The following is a 20,624-nucleotide window of genomic DNA, read 5'->3' on the forward strand; positions in this document are numbered from 1 at the left end:
AATTTCGCGCTATAATCGAACGTCGCTACTAAGGAGGAAGAGAAATGTCGCAAACATCACGCCATAGCCGCTTGATCATCCTTGGTTCCGGTCCGGCCGGCTACACGGCGGCCGTTTATGCGGCTCGCGCCAACCTCAAGCCGTTGCTCATTACCGGCCTCGCCCAAGGCGGACAATTGATGACCACGACCGATGTCGACAACTGGCCGGCTGACCCTAACGGAGTCCAGGGCCCCGAGTTGATGCAGCGCTTCGAGGAGCATGCACGCCGTTTCGAAACGGAAATCGTCTTTGATCAGATTCACACCGCCAAACTCCGGGAGAAGCCCTTCACGTTGATCGGGGACTCCGGAACCTATACCTGCGACGCCCTCATCATCGCCACCGGCGCGTCTGCGCAATACCTCGGACTGCCGTCGGAAGAGGCGTTTTCCGGTCGCGGCGTCTCCGCTTGCGCCACGTGCGACGGGTTTTTCTATCGTAATCAGCCGGTCGCGGTTATTGGCGGCGGCAACACCGCCGTGGAAGAAGCACTCTACCTGGCGAACATCGCCCGCCGTGTCACCGTCGTCCACCGCCGCGACAAGTTCCGCGGCGAGAAGATCCTGCAGGACAAGCTTCTGGAAAAGGCCAACTCGGGCAATGTGACGATCAAGTGGAATTCGGTGCTCGAGGAAGTCCTGGGCGACGCCAGTGGCGTCACGGGTATCCGGATCAAGAACGTCCACGATGGCGCTACCGAAGTGATCCCGTTGATGGGAGTTTTCATCGCCATCGGCCACAAGCCGAATACCGATCTTTTCGTCGGCCAGTTGGAGATGGAGAACGGCTACCTCATCACCGAGGGAGGACGGCGCGGGAATGCCACGGCGACATCGATCCCGGGCGTCTTCGCGGCGGGTGACGTACAAGACCACATCTACCGTCAGGCTTGCACCTCGGCAGGATCTGGCTGTATGGCCGCTCTTGACGCCGAGCGTTACCTGGACGGCTTAGTCAATAGCTGACCACGCTGTGCACCACCCGAACGGGCGGTGCACGACTTCTCTAGCACGATGGGAAAACGGCACGAACCGACGGCGGAAGAACAAGCCGCCTTTCGCGCTGCAGTGGAAGGCGCTATCCCACTGCGCGCGCCGGCCAAGGTCGTCCACGAACCGCCAAAGCCCAGTGCGCGACCACGGCAAAGCGAACTCGACGAAGCCGCCGTAATCACCGAGTCCCTGCACGGCCCCTTCGAAATCGACGACCTTCTGGCCATCGGCGAGGTTGATGCGTTTTTGCGCCCCGGGGTACCGCGTAATGTGCTGCGCGATCTGCGCCGCGGACGCTGGTCCATCCAGGGACATACTGACCTCCACGGACTCAATCGCCATGAAGCACACGAGGAGGTGTGGCGCTTTCTCGCAGAGTCGTCGCTCGCCGGCAAACGTTGCCTGCGTATTGTGCACGGCCGCGGCTATGGATCGCCGGGCCGTGAAGGCATCCTGCGGCAGTTCGTCAAGGCGTGGCTGGCCCGACGCAAAGATGTGATCGCGTTCTGCCATGCGCCATCGTTCGACGGCGGCGAAGGCGCACTTTGGGTGCTGCTGCAACCGACAGGGAAGAAGAATCCGGCGAAAGGGTAACTACTCCTATCGCGTATAACCACGCGCAGAACCAGAAACAAATGGCCCATTAACAAACACTGGGCGCCAAGAGGCGCCCAGTAGTCTGAGAAGAAGCAGGTCTCCGCGCCCCTTACATTGGCGCGAAGAACAGGCAGGCAGGGAAGGCTAAACCGCCGCCTCGCCGGTCTCTCCAGTACGAATACGAACGATCTGATCGACCGGCATAACGAAGATCTTGCCGTCACCGATCTTGCCCGTACGCGCTGCCTTGATGATCGCATCGATGGCGGGCTCGACGGCCGACTCCGGGACCACGACCTCGATTTTGACCTTCGGCAGAAAGTCGACCACGTATTCCGCCCCGCGATAGAGTTCGGTGTGACCTTTTTGGCGGCCAAATCCTTTGACTTCCGTGACCGTCAGGCCGGAAACACCGACTTCGGAAAGCGCTTCCCGAACTTCGTCGAGTTTGAACGGCTTGATGATAGCTTCGATTTTTTTCATTGTGATGGCTCCAAATTGAGGCTGTCGCAAAAGGTGATCAAGCCTTTCAAATGCCGCGCCAAGTCTTCCTGGAGCGGGATCGTGTCATGTTGCTCGGTTCAGTAGGGGTCGCGGTAACGGTTGGTAATCGGATAACGCCAATCTTTGCCGAAACCACGTTGCGTCACGCGAATTCCGACCGGCGCCTGGCGCCGCTTGTACTCGCTGATCTTCAGCAGGCGGACGACGCGGCGCACGTCGGCTTCGGCATATCCTTGGGCAATAATCTGCCGCGGACTCAGGTCCTTCTCCATGTACCCCTCAACGATCGCGTCGAGCACGTCGTACGGCGGCAGGCTGTCCTGATCGGTCTGCCCTGGCTTCAGCTCGGCTGACGGGGGTCGCGTGATGATGCGTTCCGGAATGGCATAGGACACCGAGTTGCGCCAGCGCGCGATCCGGTACACTAACGTTTTCGCGATGTCCTTAATCACCGCAAAGCCGCCGGCCATGTCGCCGTAAAGTGTGCAGTATCCAACCGCCATCTCGGACTTGTTGCCGGTGGTCAGGACCAGCGATCCCGTCTTGTTGGATAGCGCCATCAGCAGCATGCCGCGAATACGCGCCTGAAGGTTTTCCTCGGTGGTATCTGCCGATAGCCCAGCGAACTCTTTCTCCAGCATACCGGCAAACGTCCGCATGGCGGGTTCGATGGGAATTTCGTCGTAGCGGACGCCGAGCAGGCGGATCATCTCGCGTGAATCCGCAAGGCTCATTTCGGCAGTGTACGGCGAGGGCATCATCACGGCGCGCACCTTGTCGGGCCCCAACGCGTCCACCGCCACGCACAACGTCAGCGCGGAGTCGATACCACCAGAGAGGCCGATAATCGCGCCAGGAAAGCCGTTCTTACCCAAGTAATCACGCACGCCGACGACGAGCGCTCGATACACCTCGGCCTCGACCGCCTGCTCCTCGACCATAACGCCCGGACGCAATGCGCCGTTTTGGAATTCGACGATTTCCAGCGTCTCATCGAATTTCGGCAACTGGCAGCGGATTTCGCCGTGGGCGTCAAGGGCAAAGGACCCGCCATCGAATACCAACTCATCCTGCCCGCCAACGAGGTTGGCATAGACGACCGGCAGGTTCGTCGCGGCGATGCGATCCCTGAGGATTTCGGCCCGCAATTGTTGCTTGCCGATGTGGTAGGGAGAAGCATTGAGCACCAGCAGGATTTCGGCACCTGCCTCGCGGGCCATATCCGCCGCCCCCGGTTCCCACACGTCGGCGCAAATGTTGATGCCGCAACGCACGCCTTCGACCGACACGACGCAAGGCTCGGCACCTGATTCGAAGTACCGCTCTTCGTCGAACACTTCGTAGTTCGGCAAACGCTGCTTGAAGTAAGTGGCGATGCGCTGGCCGCCGCTGATTACGGTCGCGGCGTTAAAACGCTCATCGCCCCGCATTGCCGGGTGCCCAACGACGATTGTGATGCCGTCGACGGCTTTGGCCAGAGCTTCGAGTTCCCGCTCGCACGCGGCGTAAAAATCATCGCGTAACAGCAGGTCTTCCGGTGGATACCCACAGAGCGCCAACTCTGGCGTAAGAAGCAGGTGCGCCCCACGGGCTTTGGCGCGTTGGGCAAAGTCGACGATACGAGCCGCATTGCCCGCAAGCTCGCCGACCGTGGCATTGATTTGAGCGATCGCTATCTTCAGTGACATAGCCGCTACTATAAACGATCGCGCGGCCCTTCAAAACCGGCGCTGCAAGCGAGGACGGGGCCCGCCCCCCGCAGCGAAGTCAGACGCAGTTACTTCGTGCGGAACGCAAGGACCGTCCCGTACTTGTAGGTCTCACCCGGTTTCAACCAGCAATCGGGTTGCGGCCACTCGGGATGGTTCGGGCTGTCAGGCAGGAACTCCGTCTCGAGGGCAAAGCCCTGATGCGCGGCATATGGCCCGCTGCGCCCCGGAACGCCCGCAAGATAGTTGCCGCTGTACAACTGCAGCGCAGGCTTCGTCGTATACACGTCCATCGCCAGACGCCCGTCAGCGGACACGGCGGTGGCGGCTACGGCAGCCATTTCGCGGCATTCCGGGTCAAGCAGATAGGCATGATCGTAGCCGCGCGCAATCCGTTGCTGCTCATCAGCCAGAAAATCGCGACGGATAGCCTTCGGCGTGCTGAAGTCGAAGCTCGTACCTCCAACCTCGGCCAAGGGACCGACGGGGATCAGGTCCTCTCCGATCGGAAGGTATTTCCGGCCGCGGATGAAAAGGCTGTGTTCCCGGATATCGGTCGCATCCCCGTCAAGGTTGAAATAAGCGTGGTTGGTTAAATTGACCGGACACGGCGCATCGACGGTGGCGATGTATTCCAGCGCAATACGCGCGCCGGGATCGAGACGATAGGTTAGCGTCGCCTTCAGGTTACCTGGGAACCCCTGGTCGCCATCGGGCGACTCTATGCCGAACGTAACGTGCGAGCTTCCCTGTTCGAGCACTCGCCAACGTTGCTTATCAAAGCCGCCCGGGCCGCCATGCAACTGGTTACGCCCCTCGTTCGGCGTTAGGACATACTCCTTCCCGTGGTAAGCCATTCGCGCCCGCCCGATGCGGTTCGCATACCGGCCGATCGCGGCGCCAAGAAAAGCCTTTTGAACGAAGAAGTCTTCCAGCGGGGAACAGCCCAGGAGCACTTCGCGTTCCTCTGTTCCGACAGCGACGCGGCAAGACAACCAAGTCGCGCCCCAATCCATCGTCGTAAGGCGCACTCCATCGGAATGGGTGAGCTCGATCAAGCGTGCAGGACGTCCGTCGGGACAAAGGGGGGCCGTGCTACTCATCGCGGTCTCCAGGACAGTGGTTGCAATGGTTGACTGATCTATTCGAGTGATTTCTTGGCGCTTTGCGCCTCCCCCAGTATCGCAGGCACGATGCCGATATTGGACGGGACTTCGCAAAAGGCGGGGGGCGCCTCGCTGCGCTTACGGAAATCCGTGGGGCTCGTTCCCACGCGCTTGCGGAAAACACGGGAAAAGTACATCTGATCGTCGTAGCCGACGAGGCTCGCGATCTTGGCAATCGGCGAACAGGTGCTCTGCAGCAGGTGCTTGGCGAGAATCATGCGCTGATCCTCGCGCCAGCGGACGATGCTCACCCCCAGTTGCTCGCGGAAGAGATGCGCCAGACGCGAAGGCGAAAGGCAAACGTGGCGGGCAATTTCGACGAGATTCACGTCTTCGGCGAGATTGCGGGAAAGAAACTGGCAGGCCTGTTCAATACGATCGTCGATGGGCGTCGTGCGGTGCTCGGGCGTTTCCTCGAAGCAACGAATCAACAAGCGTTCGAGCAGGTTGATGGCCAGCTCTTCCGACGAGCGGCGCCCCTCCTTGTACGTCTGTTCGATCTGCTGGAACAACTCCTCGAATTCGGTGAACAGTGCGTTGTCAGGCAAGGTTAAGCGCCCGACTTTTTTCACCTGATTCGTCCAGTCGAGCCAATGACTCCAGTAAGCCCGTGGGCGAAAGTAAACCCAGCGGTGATACCAGTCCGGACTGTCGGGCGCACGGCCATAAAAGTGCGAGACACCGGGCGGGAATAGCAACAGGTCTCCAGGATTACAGAAGAACGCGTCGTTGCCATCGAACACCTTGCCGCGGCCCTTCACCGTCATGTTGATGATGTATCCGCTCATGCCGTTCTTGCGGTCGATGAAGAAATCGAGCGGGCCGTTCTCGATGATCGGCGTCGTTCCTGCCACGAGGTAGATATTGAAGGAATAGCCAGGCAGCAGCGGATTGAGTTGTTGCTGCTCGTCCTCGTGTTGACGCATTTTTCTTCCCATGATTACCCGACGCCACTCCTACTTGCAACAGGCAGACACTTGCTCACGAGCATTGCAGGCCACGGTACCGGCGGCGATACGACGGGCGCGCCTGCAGGCGCGCCCAGCTTGCTACTTGTTCTTGTTGTAGACATCCACGAACACGGCGGCGACGAGGACGATGCCTTTAATGACCTGCTGCCAGTCGATGCCGATGCCAAGGATCGACATGCCGTTGTTCATGACGCCCATGACGAAGGCACCGATGACTGCGCCCATGACCTTGCCGACGCCGCCGGTCGCTGACGCGCCGCCGATGAAGCACGCCGCGATGACGTCAAGTTCGAACCCGACGCCCGCTTTCGGCGTGGCGGAATTCAGACGCGCCGCGAAAACGAGCCCGGCAAGAGCGGCAAGCACCCCCATGTTGATGAAGGTGTAGAACGACAGCCGGTCCGTCTTGATGCCGGACAGGCGCGCCGCCTTCTCGTTGCCGCCAAGCGCGTAGATGCGACGCCCGATCGTCGTGCGATTGGTGATGAAGTCGAAGATCATCATCAGCACGAACATGATGACAAGCACGTTGGGCAGCCCCTTGTACGAGGACATCAGGTAGCAGAAGTAGATAATCACGGCGGAGAAAACAACATTCTTGCCGATCAGGAATCCGATCGGCTCGGCTTCGGCTCCGTAGAAGACCTTGTTCGCTCGTTCGCGCCAGTTCATGTAGGAAAATGCCACCGCAACCGCACAACCGAGCAGCAACGAGGTCATCCGCAGGCTTTCGCCACCGAGCGGATCAGGAATGAACCCCGAACTGAGCAATTGGAATTCACGCGGGAACGGCCCCACCGACTGACCGTGCAACAACCAAAGCGCCAATCCCCGGAAGACGAGCATGCCACCCAGGGTCACGATGAAGGACGGTATGCGGTGGAAGGCGATGAAATACCCTTGCAGGCCACCAATCAACGCGCCAGCGGCCAAGCAAGCGAGCGTTGCTGGAACGTAATGCCATTGGTACTCGACCATGAGCACCGCCGCCAACCCGCCGATAAAACCGGCGACCGACCCGACCGAAAGGTCGATGTGCCCGGCGACGATCACCAGCAGCATCGCGAGTGCCATGATGACGATGTAGCTGTTCTGCAGTACGAGGTTGGTCAGGTTGAGCGGCTGCATCAACGTGCCTTCGGTCATGTACTGGAAGAACACCATGATGACAGCCAGCGAGATCAACATCCCGTACTCGCGGATGTTCTTCTTGACAAAGGTCGCCACCGATTTTTTTTCGGTGATCGGCGCCACCGCTTCTACAGTGCTGTTCATCCTAGTTTTTCCCCGCCTTGACAATCGCACGCATGATCTTTTCCTGGCTCGCTTCGGCCGTAGCCATCTCGGCCACGAAGGAGCCCTCGTTCATTACATAAAGCCTGTCCGTCATCCCGAGCAACTCAGGCATTTCCGACGAGATCATGATGATGCACTTGCCCTCCTTCGCCAGTTGAGCGATCAGGCAATAGATCTCGTACTTGGCACCCACGTCGATGCCGCGCGTCGGCTCGTCGAGGATCAGGATGTCCGGTCCCGCAAACAACCATTTGCTCAGCACAACCTTCTGCTGATTGCCGCCGGAAAGATTGCTGACGTACTGAAAGACGTCCGGACAACGGATGTTGATCTTCTTCTGATACTCCTTGGCCACCGAGAATTCGCGCCCGTCATTTATCACGCCGCCCTTGGAGACGCCCCCGAGGTTGGCGAGCGAGATGTTGTGCTTGATCTCGTTCTCCAGCACAAGGCCGTAACCCTTACGGTCTTCGGTCACATAGGCGATGCCGTGTTTGATCGCCTTCTGCACCGTACTGACATCGACTTCCTGACCGCGCAGGAGCACCTTGCCCGAAATGTGGCGTCCATAGGTGCGACCGAAAATGCTCATCGCCAATTCGGTACGGCCCGAACCCATAAGGCCCGCAATGCCCAGGATTTCGCCGCGCCGCACGTGGAAATTGATACCTTTGATGAACAGCCGGTCTTCATGCTGTTCGTGATACACCTTCCAGTCGCGGACCTCGAAAACCGTTTCGCCGATATCAGGCTCATGATGCGGATATCGGTCGGCCATCTCGCGGCCGACCATCGCGCGGATGATCACATCTTCGTCGACCGGCTGGTCGCGGCAATCCATCGTCTTGACCGTCGCGCCGTCGCGCAGCACAGTCACCGAGTCGGCGATGCGAGCGATCTCGTTGAGCTTGTGCGAGATCATGATCATCGTCATGCCTTGCGACTTGAACTCGAGAAGAAGGTCGAGCAGCGCTTGGCTGTCGTTCTCGTTCAGACTCGCTGTCGGCTCATCGAGGATCAGCAGCTTGACCTTCTTCGACAACGCCTTGGCGATCTCGATAAGCTGCTGCTTGCCGACACCAAGGTTGGTAATCAGTTCTTCGGGCGATTCGTTCAACCCGACCTTCTTAAGCAACTCCACCGTCCGCCGGTGGGTCGTCTCCGCGTCTATGACGCCGCGCTTGGCTTGTTCGTTGCCGAGAAAAATGTTCTCGGAGATGGAAAGCAAGGGCACCAGGGCGAGCTCCTGGTGGATGATGATGATTCCGTGCTCTTCGCTGTCGCGGATCGAATCGAACTTGAGTTCGTGACCCTCGAAATGGATTTCGCCTTCGTAGGTACCGTGTGGGTAGACACCACTGAGTACCTTCATCAAGGTCGACTTCCCGGCGCCATTTTCGCCGCAGATCGCGTGTATTTCTCCAGGCTGGACCACCAGATTAACGTCTTTCAGAGCGATGACGCCCGGAAAGCGCTTAGTGATCCCTTTCATTTCCAGGATGGGACCCACCGATTCACCTCTGTTCCGAATCGCCGGAGGAAGACCCTCCGAGGCTTGCAAAAAAGGGCGCGCTCCGCCAAACGGAGCGCGCCAACACCCCTAATTCGTTACTTCAACTGGGCTTCGGTGTAGTAGCCGCTGCCGACGAGGACATCCTTGTAGTTGGTCTTGTCGACGAGGATCGGCTTGAGCAGGTACGACGGCAGAATCTTGACGCCGTTGTTGTACGTCTTGGTGTCGTTGATCTCGGGTTTCTTGCCGGAGAGGACGGCATCAACCATATTCACGGCGACCTTGGCGAGTTGCCGCGTATCCTTGAACACCGTCGAGTATTGCTCGTTGCGAATGATCGACTTGACCGACGGGACTTCGGCGTCCTGACCGCTGACGTACGGGCAGGGTTGCTGCGCCGTGCAATAGCCGACGCCCTTGAGCGACGAGAGGATGCCGATCGAAAGGCCGTCATACGGGGACAGAACGGCGTGGATCTTTTCCTTGCCGTAGAACGCGGACAGCAGGTTGTCCATACGGGCTTGCGCGACCGCGCCATCCCAGCGCAGCGTGCCGATCTTGTCCATGCCCATCTGCTTGCTGCGTACGACGAGCTTGCCCTTGTCGATGTAGGGCTTCAGCACTGACATGGCGCCGTCATAGAAGAAATAGGCGTTCGTATCGTCCGGCGAGCCGCCGAACAGTTCGATGTTGTACGGGCCCTTGCCTTCCTTGAGTTTGAGCGCGCTTTCCAACGACGAGGCCTGCAGCACGCCGACGGCAAAATTGTCGAACGTTGCGTAGTAGTCGACGTTCGGCGTCTTGGTGATCATACGGTCATAGGAGATGACCTTCACGCCCTTGTCGGCGGCCTTCTTCAGCACGTCGGAGAGCGTCGAACCGTCGATGGCGGCGATGATCAGGACCTTGGCACCCTTCGTTACCAGGTTTTCGACCTGTGCGAGCTGGTTCGGGATGTCGTCTTCGGCGAACTGCAAATCGGCCGCATAGCCGGCTTCCTTCAGATACTTGACCATGCTTTCGCCGTCGGAAATCCAGCGGGCGGAAGACTTCGTGGGCATCGATACGCCGACAAGCCCCTTGTTCTGTGCCTGAGCCAGAGGCGCAAGCCCCAATGCACCGATGATCAATGAAGCGATAAGCACTTTCCTTCTGTTCATGGTCCAGTCTCCGAAAATATAGAAATTGTCAGCGCGCGTGCGCGCCCGTTAGCTACGCCACCCTCAACGACCCTGCTTCAACCGGCCATGGCGCATGCGTATCCTGCTCTCTGATCGGCGCCCTGCATTGCAATGGTTTGCCGGGCGGCCGACCTGCCGGAAACGGAGATCCGATCGTCGTCGGAAACGACAGGGCCGGCTGGTTTCGTGACGACTGTCATCAGTCACAGACAGTCACAAACAGTCACACAACAAAGTTACAACTAACGCCGATCCATATGGAAGTAGTTACCGTCCAAAAACATCAATAAAAGCCGTTTTATCCATATCAACGACTTTTTGCTCTAGGAGAGTGCAAAACAGCACTTGATTTTGCTCCAAATATGAGCTGTTCTGTACATATTTACGGCATCCCAATCCTAACCGGGATAAATGGAAAATCCATATTGTTCCGTCCATACCTGCCCCGGATTTTCCATCTCAAGGACAAGCCATATGTCGGAAAAAATCGTTCTTGGACTCGATTTCGGCAGCGATTCCGTGCGAGCGATCGCCGTCGGTTGCTCGGACGGAACCGAGCTCTCGTCGGCCGTTGCGTACTACCCCCGCTGGTCGGAAGGTCGCTACAGCGACGCGATGGTCAACCAATTCCGCCATCATCCGCTCGACTACATCGAGTCCATGACACAAAGCGTGCGCGAAGCGGTCGCTGCGCTCAGTCCCGAACAGCGCCAAGCCATTGTCGGTATCGGCGTCGATACGACAGGCTCTACCCCGGCGCCGATAGACGGCGACGGCCAGGTGCTCGCACTGCGCCCCGAGTTCGCCGACAACCCGAACGCGATGTTCGTGCTGTGGAAAGATCATACCGCTATCGCCGAAGCGGAAGCCATCACCGCCCTCTGTCATAGCGGCCGCTTCCCGGATTACAGCCGCTACATCGGCGGCGTGTATTCGTCCGAGTGGTTCTGGGCCAAGCTCTGGCACGTATCACGGCAAGACGCCGCCGTGCGTTCGGCGGCCGTCAATTGGATCGAACTGTGCGACTGGGTTCCGGCGTTGCTCAGCGGTACCACGAAACCCGAGCAGATCCGCCGCGGACGCTGTTCCGCCGGTCACAAGACGATGTGGCATCCCGAATGGGGCGGACTGCCGGGTAAGGATTTCCTGGCCGCCCTCGATTCGTGCCTGATCGAAGACCTGCCTTACCCATTATTCACTGAGACCTTTACCGCCGATCTTCCGGTGGGCCGCATTACCAAGGAATGGGCCGACCGCCTCGGCATTCCAGACACGGTGATGATTTCCGGCGGAGCATTCGATTGCCACATGGGCGCCGTCGGCGCCGGTGCCGACGAGCATGCGCTGGTCAAGGTCATCGGCACCTCGACATGCGACATTCTGATTGCCGACGAGTCGCTGATTCAACAGCGAGCGATCGAAGGCATCTGCGGCCAAGTCGACGGCAGCGTCGTACCCGGCAAGATCGGCATGGAGGCCGGGCAATCCGCGTTCGGCGATATGTACGCGTGGTTCTCCCGCCTGCTCAGCTGGCCGCTACAGTTCGCCGCGCAGCAGAATCCCAACCTCGCCGGATCGCTCGAAAAGGTCGAGGAATCCCTTCTCCCGGCGCTCACGGAGGCGTGGGCCAAGAACGCCGACCTCGCTCATCTACCGGTCGTGCTCGACTGGTTCAATGGCCGACGTACCCCCTTTGCCAACCAGCGCCTGAAGGGCGTCATTACCGACCTGAATCTGGGCACCGACGCACCAACGATTTTCGGAGGCTTCATCGCCTCCACCGCCTTCGGCGCGCGCGCCATCATGGAGTGCTTTGTCGACCAGGGCGTCCCGGTACGCCGCGTGGTCGCTCTCGGCGGTATCGCGCGCAAGTCGCCGACCGTCATGCAAGTGTGCGCCGACGTGATGAACCGCTCGATCGAGGTCGTCGAATCCGACCAGTGCTGCGCGCTCGGTGCGGCGATCTTCGCCGCCGTGGCCGCCGGTGCTTACAGCAATGTAGCGACGGCGCAGCATGCGATGGCCAGCCGCATCGAACATGTCTATGAACCGAACCCAAGCGCGGTAGCCCACTTCGAGACGATGTATCAGCGTTATCGTCACTGGTGCGCTCAGGCGGAACCGATGTACGCGGCGCAGGAAGGAGCCTGAGATGTTGCTCAAATCGCTACGCGAAGAAGTTCTATGCGCCAACTTGGCTCTGCCCAAACATGGTCTCGTCACCTTTACCTGGGGCAATGTCAGCGGCGTTGACCGCGAGCGCAATCTGGTAGTCATCAAGCCGAGCGGGGTAAGCTACGAAAAGATGACGATCGAGGACATGGTCGTCGTCGACATGGACGGTAAGGTCGTCGAAGGTAGCTGCCGGCCATCGTCGGATACGCCTACCCACGTGGTGCTCTACCGGCACTACGCCAAGCTGGGCGGCATCGTGCACACGCACTCCACGCACGCCACCGGTTGGGCACAGGCCGGACGCGGCATCCCGGCCTTCGGTACGACGCATGCCGACTATTTCTACGGCGAGATTCCCTGTTCGCGCCCGCTCTCGGCGCGCGAAGTTGAAGAGGCGTACGAAACGAATACCGGCGCCGTGATCGTTGAAACGATCGGCCACCGCAACCCCCTCGAAATCCCGGGGATTCTCGTTTCGGAGCATGCGCCATTCGCCTGGGGCAAGACTCCGGACGACGCGGTACATAACGCGGTTGTGCTGGAAGAGGTTGCGCGCATGGCGCTCTTCACAGTCATGCTCAATCCAGCGCAGCGTCCCATCGCATCGTATCTGCTCGACAAGCACTATCTGCGCAAGCACGGCACCAACGCGTACTACGGTCAGCCCGACAAACCGGCCTGAACGCCCTCCCACTCATTAGACGTTGCAACAGACGCAACCGCATCATCAGGAAAGGAATCGGATTATGGAATTGTTCAAGCAACTCGAAGTGTGGTTTGTCGTCGGTAGTCAGCACCTCTACGGTCCCAAAACGCTGCAACAGGTGGCCGACAACAGCCGCGCGGTCGTCGAAGGCCTCAATGCCGAGGCCGGCCTACCCATCAAGATCGTGCTCAAACCGACGGTGAAGACGCCCGACGAAATCCAGGCGTTGTGTCGTGAGGCGAACCATACTGACAACTGCGTCGGCCTGATCGCCTGGATGCACACCTTCTCGCCGGCCAAGATGTGGATCGGCGGGCTCAACGTCCTCGAAAAGCCCTTCGTACAGTTCCACACGCAGTTCAACGCGACGATCCCGTGGGACACGATGGACATGGATTTCATGAATCTGAACCAGACGGCGCACGGCGGCCGCGAGTTCGGGTTCATCGGCGCCCGCATGCGCAAGCAATACAGCGTCGTCGTCGGCCATTGGCAGGACAAGAAGGCACACCAGCGTCTGGAGGCGTGGATGCGTGTGGCGGCCGCGCTGTACGACAGCCGCCACATGAAGGTAGCGCGCTTCGGCGACAACATGCGTGAAGTCGCGGTCACCGAAGGCGACAAGGTTGCCGCGCAAATCCAGTTCGGTTATGCGGTTAATGGCTACGCGCTGGGCGATCTCGTGAAGGTTGTCGAAGCCGTTTCGGAAGCTGACGTCAACCGACTCGTCGATGAATACGAAACCACATACGAACTATCCGCGGCAGTACGCGCCGATGGCGAGAAGCGCAAACAGCTTGTCGATGCCGCGCGCATCGAACTGGGGATGAAGAACTTCCTGGTGCAAGGCGGCTTCAGTGCCTTCACGACGACGTTTGAGAACCTTTACGGTCTTGCGCAACTGCCGGGTCTGGCCTGCCAGCGCCTGATGCAGCAAGGTTATGGTTTCGGAGCCGAAGGCGACTGGAAGACCGCCGCGCTGCTGCGCACGGTCAAGGTGATGGCCGACGGCCTGCCCGGCGGCACGTCGTTCATGGAGGATTACACCTACGATTTCACGCCGGGCAACGAACTCGTAATCGGCGCCCACATGCTGGAGGTTTGCCCATCAATCGCCAGCGGCAAGCCGGTGCTCGACGTGCAGCCATTGTCGATCGGCAAGAAGGACGACCCGGCCCGCTTGCTTTTCGGTGCCCGGCCCGGCCCGGCGCTCAACGCCAGCCTGATCGACATGGGCGACCGTTTCCGTCTGATCGTTAACGCGGTCGAAGCCGTGGAGCAGCCGCGTGCGCTGCCCAAGCTGCCGGTTGCCCGCGTAGTATGGAAGGCGCTGCCCGATCTCGCCACGGCGGCAGAAGCCTGGATTCTTGCCGGCGGCGCGCACCACACGGTCTACACCCAGGCCGTCGGCGCCGAGCACCTGCGGATGCTGGCCGAGTTGTTTGGCATCGAGTACCTGCTCATCGATGGAAAAACGGAGATTCCTGCATTCAAGAATGAGATTAACTGGAACAGCATTGCGTATCGCCTGAATCGCTAGGCGCTGCGCGTGCGGTTCCTCCCGCTTCTTGCAGTACTTCCGGGCAAAGCGGGGTGAGCCCCGTACCAACGGGAAAAGAGACCGGACGATCCGGCGTTCGGCAAAACCTGAGAGGAGTGTCAACATGTCGAAATCGAGAAAAACCTTGTTGTCCACCGTTGCAGCTGGCCTGATCGCAGGCGCAATCGCCCTGCCGGCCTCCGCATTGACCCTGGGTTTCGCCCAGGTCGGCGCGGAAAGTGAATGGCGTACGGCGAACACCGTGTCGATCAAGGAGGCCGCCAAGGCCGCCGGAATCACACTCAAGTTCTCCGACGCGCAGCAGAAGCAGGAAAACCAGATCAAGGCCATCCGCAGCTTCATCGCGCAAAAGGTTGACGTGATCGCGTTCGCCCCCGTCGTCACCACCGGCTGGGACACCGTCCTCATGGAAGCCAAGAAGGCCAAGATTCCGGTCATCCTGACCGACCGCAGCATTGAAACCAAGGATGAGTCGCTGTACGTGACGATGATCGGCTCGGACTTCACCGAAGAAGGTCGTAAAGCCGGCAAATGGCTGCTCGAGAACTACAAGGGCCAGGGCGATGTGAATATCGTCGAGCTCCAGGGCACAGTAGGCTCGGCACCGGCGATCGAGCGCAAGAAGGGCTTCGAGGAAGTGATCAAGGCGGAACCGCGCTTCAAGATCACCCGCTCGCAGACCGGCGATTTCACCCGCGCCAAGGGCAAGGAAGTCATGGAAGCCTTCCTGAAGACGGACAAGAACATCCAGGTCCTCTTCGCCCATAACGACGACATGGCCATCGGCGCCATCCAGGCCATCGAAGCGGCCGGCATGAAGCCCGGAAAAGACATCATGATCATCTCGATCGACGCCGTTAAGGGCGCGTTCGAAGCGATGATGGCCGGCAAGCTGAACGTGACCGTCGAATGCAACCCGCAGCTCGGGCCGCAACTGATGGACATCGTCAAGGAAGTGAAGGCCGGGAAGCAGCAACCGAAGCGGATCAACACCAAGGAAAGCATCTTCCCGATGGAAACCGCGGCCAAGGAATTCCCGAACCGCAAGTACTAAGCGTTGTAATGTAGTAGCCCGTGCCCGGCCTCGCCGGGCGCGGTCATCAGCAGGGAGCCTAGAACAAAGCAAGGAGTGCAACCGCCCGGATGCCGGGGGAACGCCTCCCATTCGAGGGGAACAGGGTCTCATGAGTACCGAACCCATCCTGGTCATGAAGGACATCTGCAAGTCTTTCCCAGGTGTCGTCGCACTGAAGAACGCGCAATTGCGCCTTTTCCCCGGCGAAGTTCACGCCGTCATGGGGCAAAACGGCGCCGGCAAATCCACATTGATCAAGGCGCTCACGGGCGTCGATCTGCCCGACAGCGGAGAGATCCGACTGCAGGGCAAACCCATCCAGCCGACGTCCGTCAACGAAGCCCAGAAGATCGGCATCAGCACGGTCTACCAGGAAGTCAATCTCTGCCCCAACCTTTCGGTGGCGGAAAACATTTTCATCGGTCGCTTTCCGATGCGCGGATTCGCCATCGACTGGAAAGCGATCGAACGCGAGTCGAAAGCAGCGCTCGCCGCACTCAATATTCACATCGACGTCAACCAGACGCTGTCGATGTACCCGGTGGCTATCCAGCAGATGGTCGCCATCGCCCGCGCACTCTCCACTGAGGCGCAGGTCCTGATCCTCGACGAACCGACCTCCAGCCTGGATGAAGGCGAGGTCGAGCGCCTCTTCGACGCCTTGCGCCAACTGAAGGCCAAGGGCATGGCGATCCTGTTCGTCACGCACTTTCTCGACCAGGTGTACGCGATCTCCGATCGCATCACGGTTTTGCGCAACGGCGAGTTCATCGGTGAATACGCCGCCAGCGCCTTGCCGCGGATCGACTTGATCAACGCCATGGTCGGACGCGAAGTCAACGAAGCCGTATCGGCAACCAATGGCGCCAGCGCCACCGACATAACGAACGCCAAGCCTTTCGTTTCGACCCAAGGCCTCGCCTCTCGGGGTGGCATGCGCCCGCTCGATCTGGACGTTTACCAGGGCCAAGTGCTCGGCCTCGGCGGTCTGCTCGGCTCGGGTCGTACGGAGACGGCGCGCATGCTGTTCGGGATCGATGCGACTGACGCCGGAACCGTGAAGGTGGAGGGCAAGACGGTCAAGATCAACTCGCCGTACAAGGCAGTGCGGCAAGGGCTCGCCTTCTGCCCCGAGGATCGCAAGACCGAGGGCATTGTCGCCGACCTGTCGATCAGGGAAAACATCATCCTCGCGCTGCAGGCCCGGCGCGGCGTCTTCCGCTTCCTTTCCAAGCGCACGCAAACGGCGATCGCCGACGAATACATCAAGCAACTTGGCATCCGGACACCGGATGCGGAAAAGCCCATTGGACAACTCTCGGGCGGCAATCAGCAAAAGGCCCTGCTCGCCCGCTGGCTCGCCACCGATCCGAAAATGCTGATCCTCGACGAACCGACCCGCGGCATCGACATCGCCGCCAAACTGGAAATCATGGAGCTCGTAAAGGCGCAGTGCCGCAAGGGCCTGGCCATCCTCTTCATCTCTTCGGAAATGAGCGAAGTGTTGCGCGTCAGTGACCGCATTGCCGTCCTGCGCGATCGGCAAAAGATCGGCGAGATCGCCGGACAGGATGCCGACGAACAGCGCATCTTCCAGATGATTGCGGGGGCCGAAGCATGAAGCCCGACACCTTCCGCAACCTGATCCGCAACCCGCTGTTCTGGCCCTGCGTCACACTGACGTTGCTGTGCGCCGTGAACTTCTACTTCAACCGCGGCTTCTTCGATATCGAGATCAAGGACGGCCATCTTTACGGAAGCGTCATCGACATCCTGAACCGCGCCGCACCGCTGATGCTGATCGCGATGGGCATGACGCTCGTGATTGCCACCCGTGGTATCGACATTTCGGTCGGTGCCACGGTAGCGATCGCCGGGGCCGTCGCCGCTGCGATGATCGGCGGCTCGCTCGTCATCAAGGATGGCGTTCAGACCTACGTCTCCAACGTACCGATGCCGTTGGCGATCGCCGGGGCGCTGGGTGTTGCCCTGCTCTGCGGGCTATGGAACGGCCTGTTGGTGGCTGGCGCCGGCATGCAGCCGATCGTCGCCACGCTGATCCTGATGGTTGCCGGGCGAGGCATCGCCCAACTCATTACCGAGGGCCAGATCGTCACGGTGTATTACGAACCGTTCTTCTTCTTCGGCAACGGATTCCTGTTCGGCATCCCGTTCTCGCTCTATATCGTCGCCGTCGTGCTCATCATCCTGTTGCTGCTGATCCATCGCACGGCGCTCGGCCTATTTATCGAAGCCGTCGGCGTCAATCCGGTCGCCTCGCGTTTCTCCGGTATCCAGGCGCGCACGCTGGTCTTTTCGGTCTATGCTTTCTGCGCGGTGACAGCGGGCATCGCGGCGCTGATCATCACGTCGAACGTGAAGAGCGCCGACGCCAACAACGCCGGCCTGCTCATGGAACTCGATGCCATTCTCGCCGTCGCGCTCGGCGGCACCTCGCTCGCCGGCGGACGCTTCCATATGATCGGCACTCTGATCGGCGCACTGATCATTCAGACACTGACCTACGCCATCTACTCGCTCGGCGTGCCGCCGGAAATCAACATGGTCGTGAAAGCGCTCGTGGTCTTCGGCGTCTGCGTCATCCAGTCGCCCGCCCTACGCGAAATTCTCGCCAAACACGCATTCCGCACCCGGGAGGTCGCATGAACCTGCTTGCCCGCATCAATGCGCGCACCTTGCCGCTCATCGTCACCAGCCTGCTGTTCGTCGCGCTGTTCGCGTTCGGCTCGGTCTCCTACGACAGTTTCTTCTCGGCCCAGGTCTTCCTGAACCTCTTTATCGACAATGCGTTCGTGATCGTCGTCGCCATCGGCATGACGTTTGTCATCCTGACGGGCGGCATCGACCTGTCCGTAGGCTCCATCGTCGCCCTGACGACGATGGTGACGGCTGCCCTGGTCGAACAGCATCACTGGAGCATCTGGGCGGTCATCCCGCTCGTTTTGCTGATGGGCTGCGCGTTTGGCGTGATGATGGGTGTCCTCATCCAGTATTTCGAGCTGCAACCGTTCATCGTCACGCTTGGTGGCATGTTCCTCGCCCGCGGACTCTGCTACGTGATCAGCATCGATTCGATCTCGATTACCGATCCGAGCTACGCGGCCGTGTCCGAATACCGCATCATGTTCGGCGAAGAGGCCTTCCTGTCGATCAGCGCCGTCATCGCGCTCGTCACGCTCGCGATCGGGATCTTTCTGGCGCAGTACACGCGCTTCGGGCGTACCGTCTACGCGATCGGTGGCAATGAACGTTCGGCGATTCTGATGGGGCTACCCGTCGCGCGTACCAAAATCCTGGTCTACACCTTGAGCGGGTTTTGTTCGGCGCTCGGCGGCGTGCTCGTCACGTTCTACATGCTGTCGGGCTACGGGCTGCATGCACTCGGCCTCGAGATGGATGCCATCGCTTCCGCGGTCATCGGCGGCACGCTGCTCACGGGCGGTGTCGGCTATTTGGCGGGCACTCTGGTCGGCGTGCTGATCCTCGGCGTCATCCAGTCGTTGATCGCCTTCGACGGCAGCTTGAGCTCCTGGTGGACCCGCATCGCCATCGGCGTCCTGCTGTGCCTGTTCTGCTTGATGCAGCGCTTCTTCGAACACGGCGGCAGCAAACTCAGCGCACTTTTCTCGTACTGGAACAAGCCCGAGGAAGAAGGCTCGGCCGGCAGCGGAGCGCAACCGGCGCGCTGAGAGGCGATTCGTCCGGCTCTACCGCCGGACGAACTCGTCGAGCACGAGCCGGGCCGCTCCCGCGACGTAGGCCTCCGCGTCGAGCGTTTCGTAGCGAACGTCGCAGTCGAATCCGGGGTTGACGGTTTTCTCGATCGTCTCCCGGATGGGTACAAGAAGTTGTTGGCCAGCCTCCCCCAACTCGGCGTAAATCGCCACATGCCGTATATCGAGCACGAGCATCATCGTGGCGACGGCTCTTCCTAGAAGTTCAGCCGCCGCCTTCACTTTCTTCTGCGATACCTTGTCGCCATCCGTGGCGGCCGCCAATTCGGCCGCCAGCGTCTCTCTGTTCACCACGGTTTCGAGACATCCGGTTTTTCCACACCGACATAGGACTCCATTGCGTTCGACGGGGAAATGGCCGATTTCTCCCGAGCAACCGCGCTCGCCCTGGTAGATGCGGCCATCCATCACGATCCCTACTCCAATGCCGGAACGGATTGTCACCACCAGCAACGAACTGGGCGCAGCGGGAAGACTCGCGATGGCGGCCGTAAAACAACGGATATTATTGTCGACGGTGATTGGCATTCCGACACGCGCGGCCAGATCCTTCGCGATACCCGCGAACGGCACTCCCTCCCGGCCAAACAGGTGGCTCGGTACGCCAACGCCGCCGCCTTCCAACGTAATTCCGAGTTTCGCGGCCTTCTGAGCCGCTTGCCGCAGCAGACGTTCTAGGAAAGCGGTCAAGTCAGCAACGTTCTTGAACTGCGGCGTGGACAGTTCGCTCTCGAACAGGCATTCCCGCGATAGGTTGCGGATATTGACCCGCGCACGGCTGTATTCGACGTCGATCCCCACCGCTGCGGGTTTCGTAGAAGACAGCGCATAGACCATGGCCGACTTCCCGGCTTGGTTTTGGCGTTCGTTGCCGGAAGAGACGATAACCCCCTGCTCCTCCATGCGCGTCATGAGTTTGACCGCCGTAGCCCAGCCCATTCCGCAACGCTGCGTGATGTCTCTCTTCGATAACGGCGTTGCGGCGACAGCTAGTTCATTGAGAATAAGCCGTTCATTATCTGTCAGCATCAACATGATCACCCTCGAATTACTTGCGAGAAACGCGAAGCCAGCTTATGCCAAACGGTAGTTACCCCGGTCACCAAGACTACCATAGGCCGTCCAGCGATTCTTGCGACTCCCACCCATTGGCGACAATCACTCCACCCCGAACGACGCCGCTACGAAACCGTGAGCAGTGTCCAACCGAGTAATGATCCCGCCACCCATGTTGTTGACTTCGCTCTCTTCGCTCATTAATATCGCATCACGATATATCGCACAACGATAAATATTTTAGTCGATTCGTAGCAGTCTTGTCTTCATCGTCTCAGTTGGTGGAAAGCGCGTCATTTCACCGATGCATGAAGAGGCTGCTTTG

General features: G+C 59.8%; 17 protein-coding genes. 9 read left to right on the forward strand and 8 right to left on the reverse strand.

What is annotated here, in order from left to right:
• The first annotated feature begins 44 nt into the window (after nt 1-44).
• Both trxB and NZ453_RS12905 read left to right on the forward strand, forming a co-directional pair.
• Nucleotides 45-1,007 carry a thioredoxin-disulfide reductase gene (trxB, locus tag NZ453_RS12900; protein ID WP_263771030.1) on the forward strand — a complete coding sequence of 321 codons (963 nt, stop codon included), beginning with the start codon at nt 45-47 and terminating at the stop codon, nt 1,005-1,007.
• A 48-nt stretch (nt 1,008-1,055) separates the two neighbouring features.
• Nucleotides 1,056-1,628, forward strand: a complete 573-nt coding sequence (locus tag NZ453_RS12905) for a Smr/MutS family protein (RefSeq protein ID WP_263771031.1) — start codon at nt 1,056-1,058, stop codon at nt 1,626-1,628.
• A gap of 147 nt (nt 1,629-1,775) precedes the next feature.
• Here the strand turns inward: NZ453_RS12905 and NZ453_RS12910 are convergent, their stop codons facing one another.
• The 7 genes from NZ453_RS12910 to chvE all read right to left on the reverse strand — a co-directional run bounded on the left by NZ453_RS12910 (nt 1,776) and on the right by chvE (nt 9,950).
• On the reverse strand, nt 1,776-2,114 hold the full coding sequence (locus tag NZ453_RS12910; RefSeq protein ID WP_263771032.1) for a P-II family nitrogen regulator: 339 nt from the start codon (nt 2,112-2,114) through the stop codon (nt 1,776-1,778).
• Between the two features lie 98 nt (nt 2,115-2,212).
• Nucleotides 2,213-3,823, reverse strand: coding sequence for an NAD+ synthase (locus NZ453_RS12915; RefSeq protein ID WP_263771033.1), 1,611 nt, complete (start codon nt 3,821-3,823; stop codon nt 2,213-2,215).
• An 89-nt stretch (nt 3,824-3,912) separates the two neighbouring features.
• Nucleotides 3,913-4,947: a galactose-1-epimerase gene (gene galM, locus NZ453_RS12920; protein ID WP_263771034.1), complete on the reverse strand. Its 1,035-nt coding sequence runs from the start codon at nt 4,945-4,947 to the stop codon at nt 3,913-3,915.
• Nucleotides 4,948-4,985: 38 nt separating this feature from the next.
• The gene (gene araC, locus NZ453_RS12925; protein ID WP_263771035.1) at nt 4,986-5,936 is read right to left on the reverse strand and encodes an arabinose operon transcriptional regulator AraC; all 951 of its coding nucleotides are present in this window, start codon (nt 5,934-5,936) and stop codon (nt 4,986-4,988) included.
• 123 nt (nt 5,937-6,059) lie between these two features.
• Nucleotides 6,060-7,256, reverse strand: coding sequence for a multiple monosaccharide ABC transporter permease (mmsB, locus tag NZ453_RS12930; protein ID WP_263771036.1), 1,197 nt, complete (start codon nt 7,254-7,256; stop codon nt 6,060-6,062).
• Nucleotide 7,257: 1 nt separating this feature from the next.
• Complete coding sequence (mmsA, locus tag NZ453_RS12935) at nt 7,258-8,787, reverse strand: multiple monosaccharide ABC transporter ATP-binding protein (protein ID WP_338051165.1); 1,530 nt, start codon at nt 8,785-8,787, stop codon at nt 7,258-7,260.
• 98 nt (nt 8,788-8,885) lie between these two features.
• Nucleotides 8,886-9,950 (reverse strand): multiple monosaccharide ABC transporter substrate-binding protein, encoded by a 1,065-nt coding sequence (chvE, locus tag NZ453_RS12940; RefSeq protein WP_263771037.1) that lies wholly within the window; start codon nt 9,948-9,950, stop codon nt 8,886-8,888.
• Between the two features lie 495 nt (nt 9,951-10,445).
• Here chvE and NZ453_RS12945 point away from each other — a divergent pair, with 495 nt between their 5' ends.
• From NZ453_RS12945 to yjfF, 7 genes are all read left to right on the forward strand, one after another.
• Nucleotides 10,446-12,122, forward strand: coding sequence for a ribulokinase (locus tag NZ453_RS12945; protein ID WP_263771038.1), 1,677 nt, complete (start codon nt 10,446-10,448; stop codon nt 12,120-12,122).
• A gap of 1 nt (nt 12,123) precedes the next feature.
• Nucleotides 12,124-12,828: an L-ribulose-5-phosphate 4-epimerase gene (gene araD / locus NZ453_RS12950; RefSeq protein ID WP_263771039.1), complete on the forward strand. Its 705-nt coding sequence runs from the start codon at nt 12,124-12,126 to the stop codon at nt 12,826-12,828.
• Nucleotides 12,829-12,892: 64 nt separating this feature from the next.
• Nucleotides 12,893-14,392: an L-arabinose isomerase gene (gene araA / locus NZ453_RS12955; RefSeq protein WP_263771041.1), complete on the forward strand. Its 1,500-nt coding sequence runs from the start codon at nt 12,893-12,895 to the stop codon at nt 14,390-14,392.
• 124 nt (nt 14,393-14,516) lie between these two features.
• Entirely contained in the window at nt 14,517-15,467 is a 951-nt protein-coding gene (locus NZ453_RS12960; RefSeq protein ID WP_263771042.1) for an ABC transporter substrate-binding protein, read from the forward strand.
• A gap of 130 nt (nt 15,468-15,597) precedes the next feature.
• Nucleotides 15,598-17,109 carry a sugar ABC transporter ATP-binding protein gene (locus NZ453_RS12965; protein WP_263771043.1) on the forward strand — a complete coding sequence of 504 codons (1,512 nt, stop codon included), beginning with the start codon at nt 15,598-15,600 and terminating at the stop codon, nt 17,107-17,109.
• Nucleotides 17,106-18,155: an ABC transporter permease gene (locus NZ453_RS12970; RefSeq protein ID WP_263771044.1), complete on the forward strand. Its 1,050-nt coding sequence runs from the start codon at nt 17,106-17,108 to the stop codon at nt 18,153-18,155. The genes NZ453_RS12965 and NZ453_RS12970 overlap by 4 nt, the downstream gene beginning before the upstream one ends.
• On the forward strand, nt 18,152-19,198 hold the full coding sequence (gene yjfF, locus NZ453_RS12975) for a galactofuranose ABC transporter, permease protein YjfF (protein WP_263771046.1): 1,047 nt from the start codon (nt 18,152-18,154) through the stop codon (nt 19,196-19,198). The genes NZ453_RS12970 and yjfF overlap by 4 nt, the downstream gene beginning before the upstream one ends.
• A gap of 18 nt (nt 19,199-19,216) precedes the next feature.
• On the opposite strand, the gene NZ453_RS12980 is transcribed toward yjfF, so the two are convergent.
• The gene (locus tag NZ453_RS12980) at nt 19,217-20,278 is read right to left on the reverse strand and encodes an ROK family protein (protein WP_263771047.1); all 1,062 of its coding nucleotides are present in this window, start codon (nt 20,276-20,278) and stop codon (nt 19,217-19,219) included.
• Nucleotides 20,279-20,624 lie beyond the last annotated feature (346 nt).

This window comes from Propionivibrio soli (assembly GCF_025770765.1).
Lineage (GTDB): Bacteria > Pseudomonadota > Gammaproteobacteria > Burkholderiales > Rhodocyclaceae > Propionivibrio > Propionivibrio soli.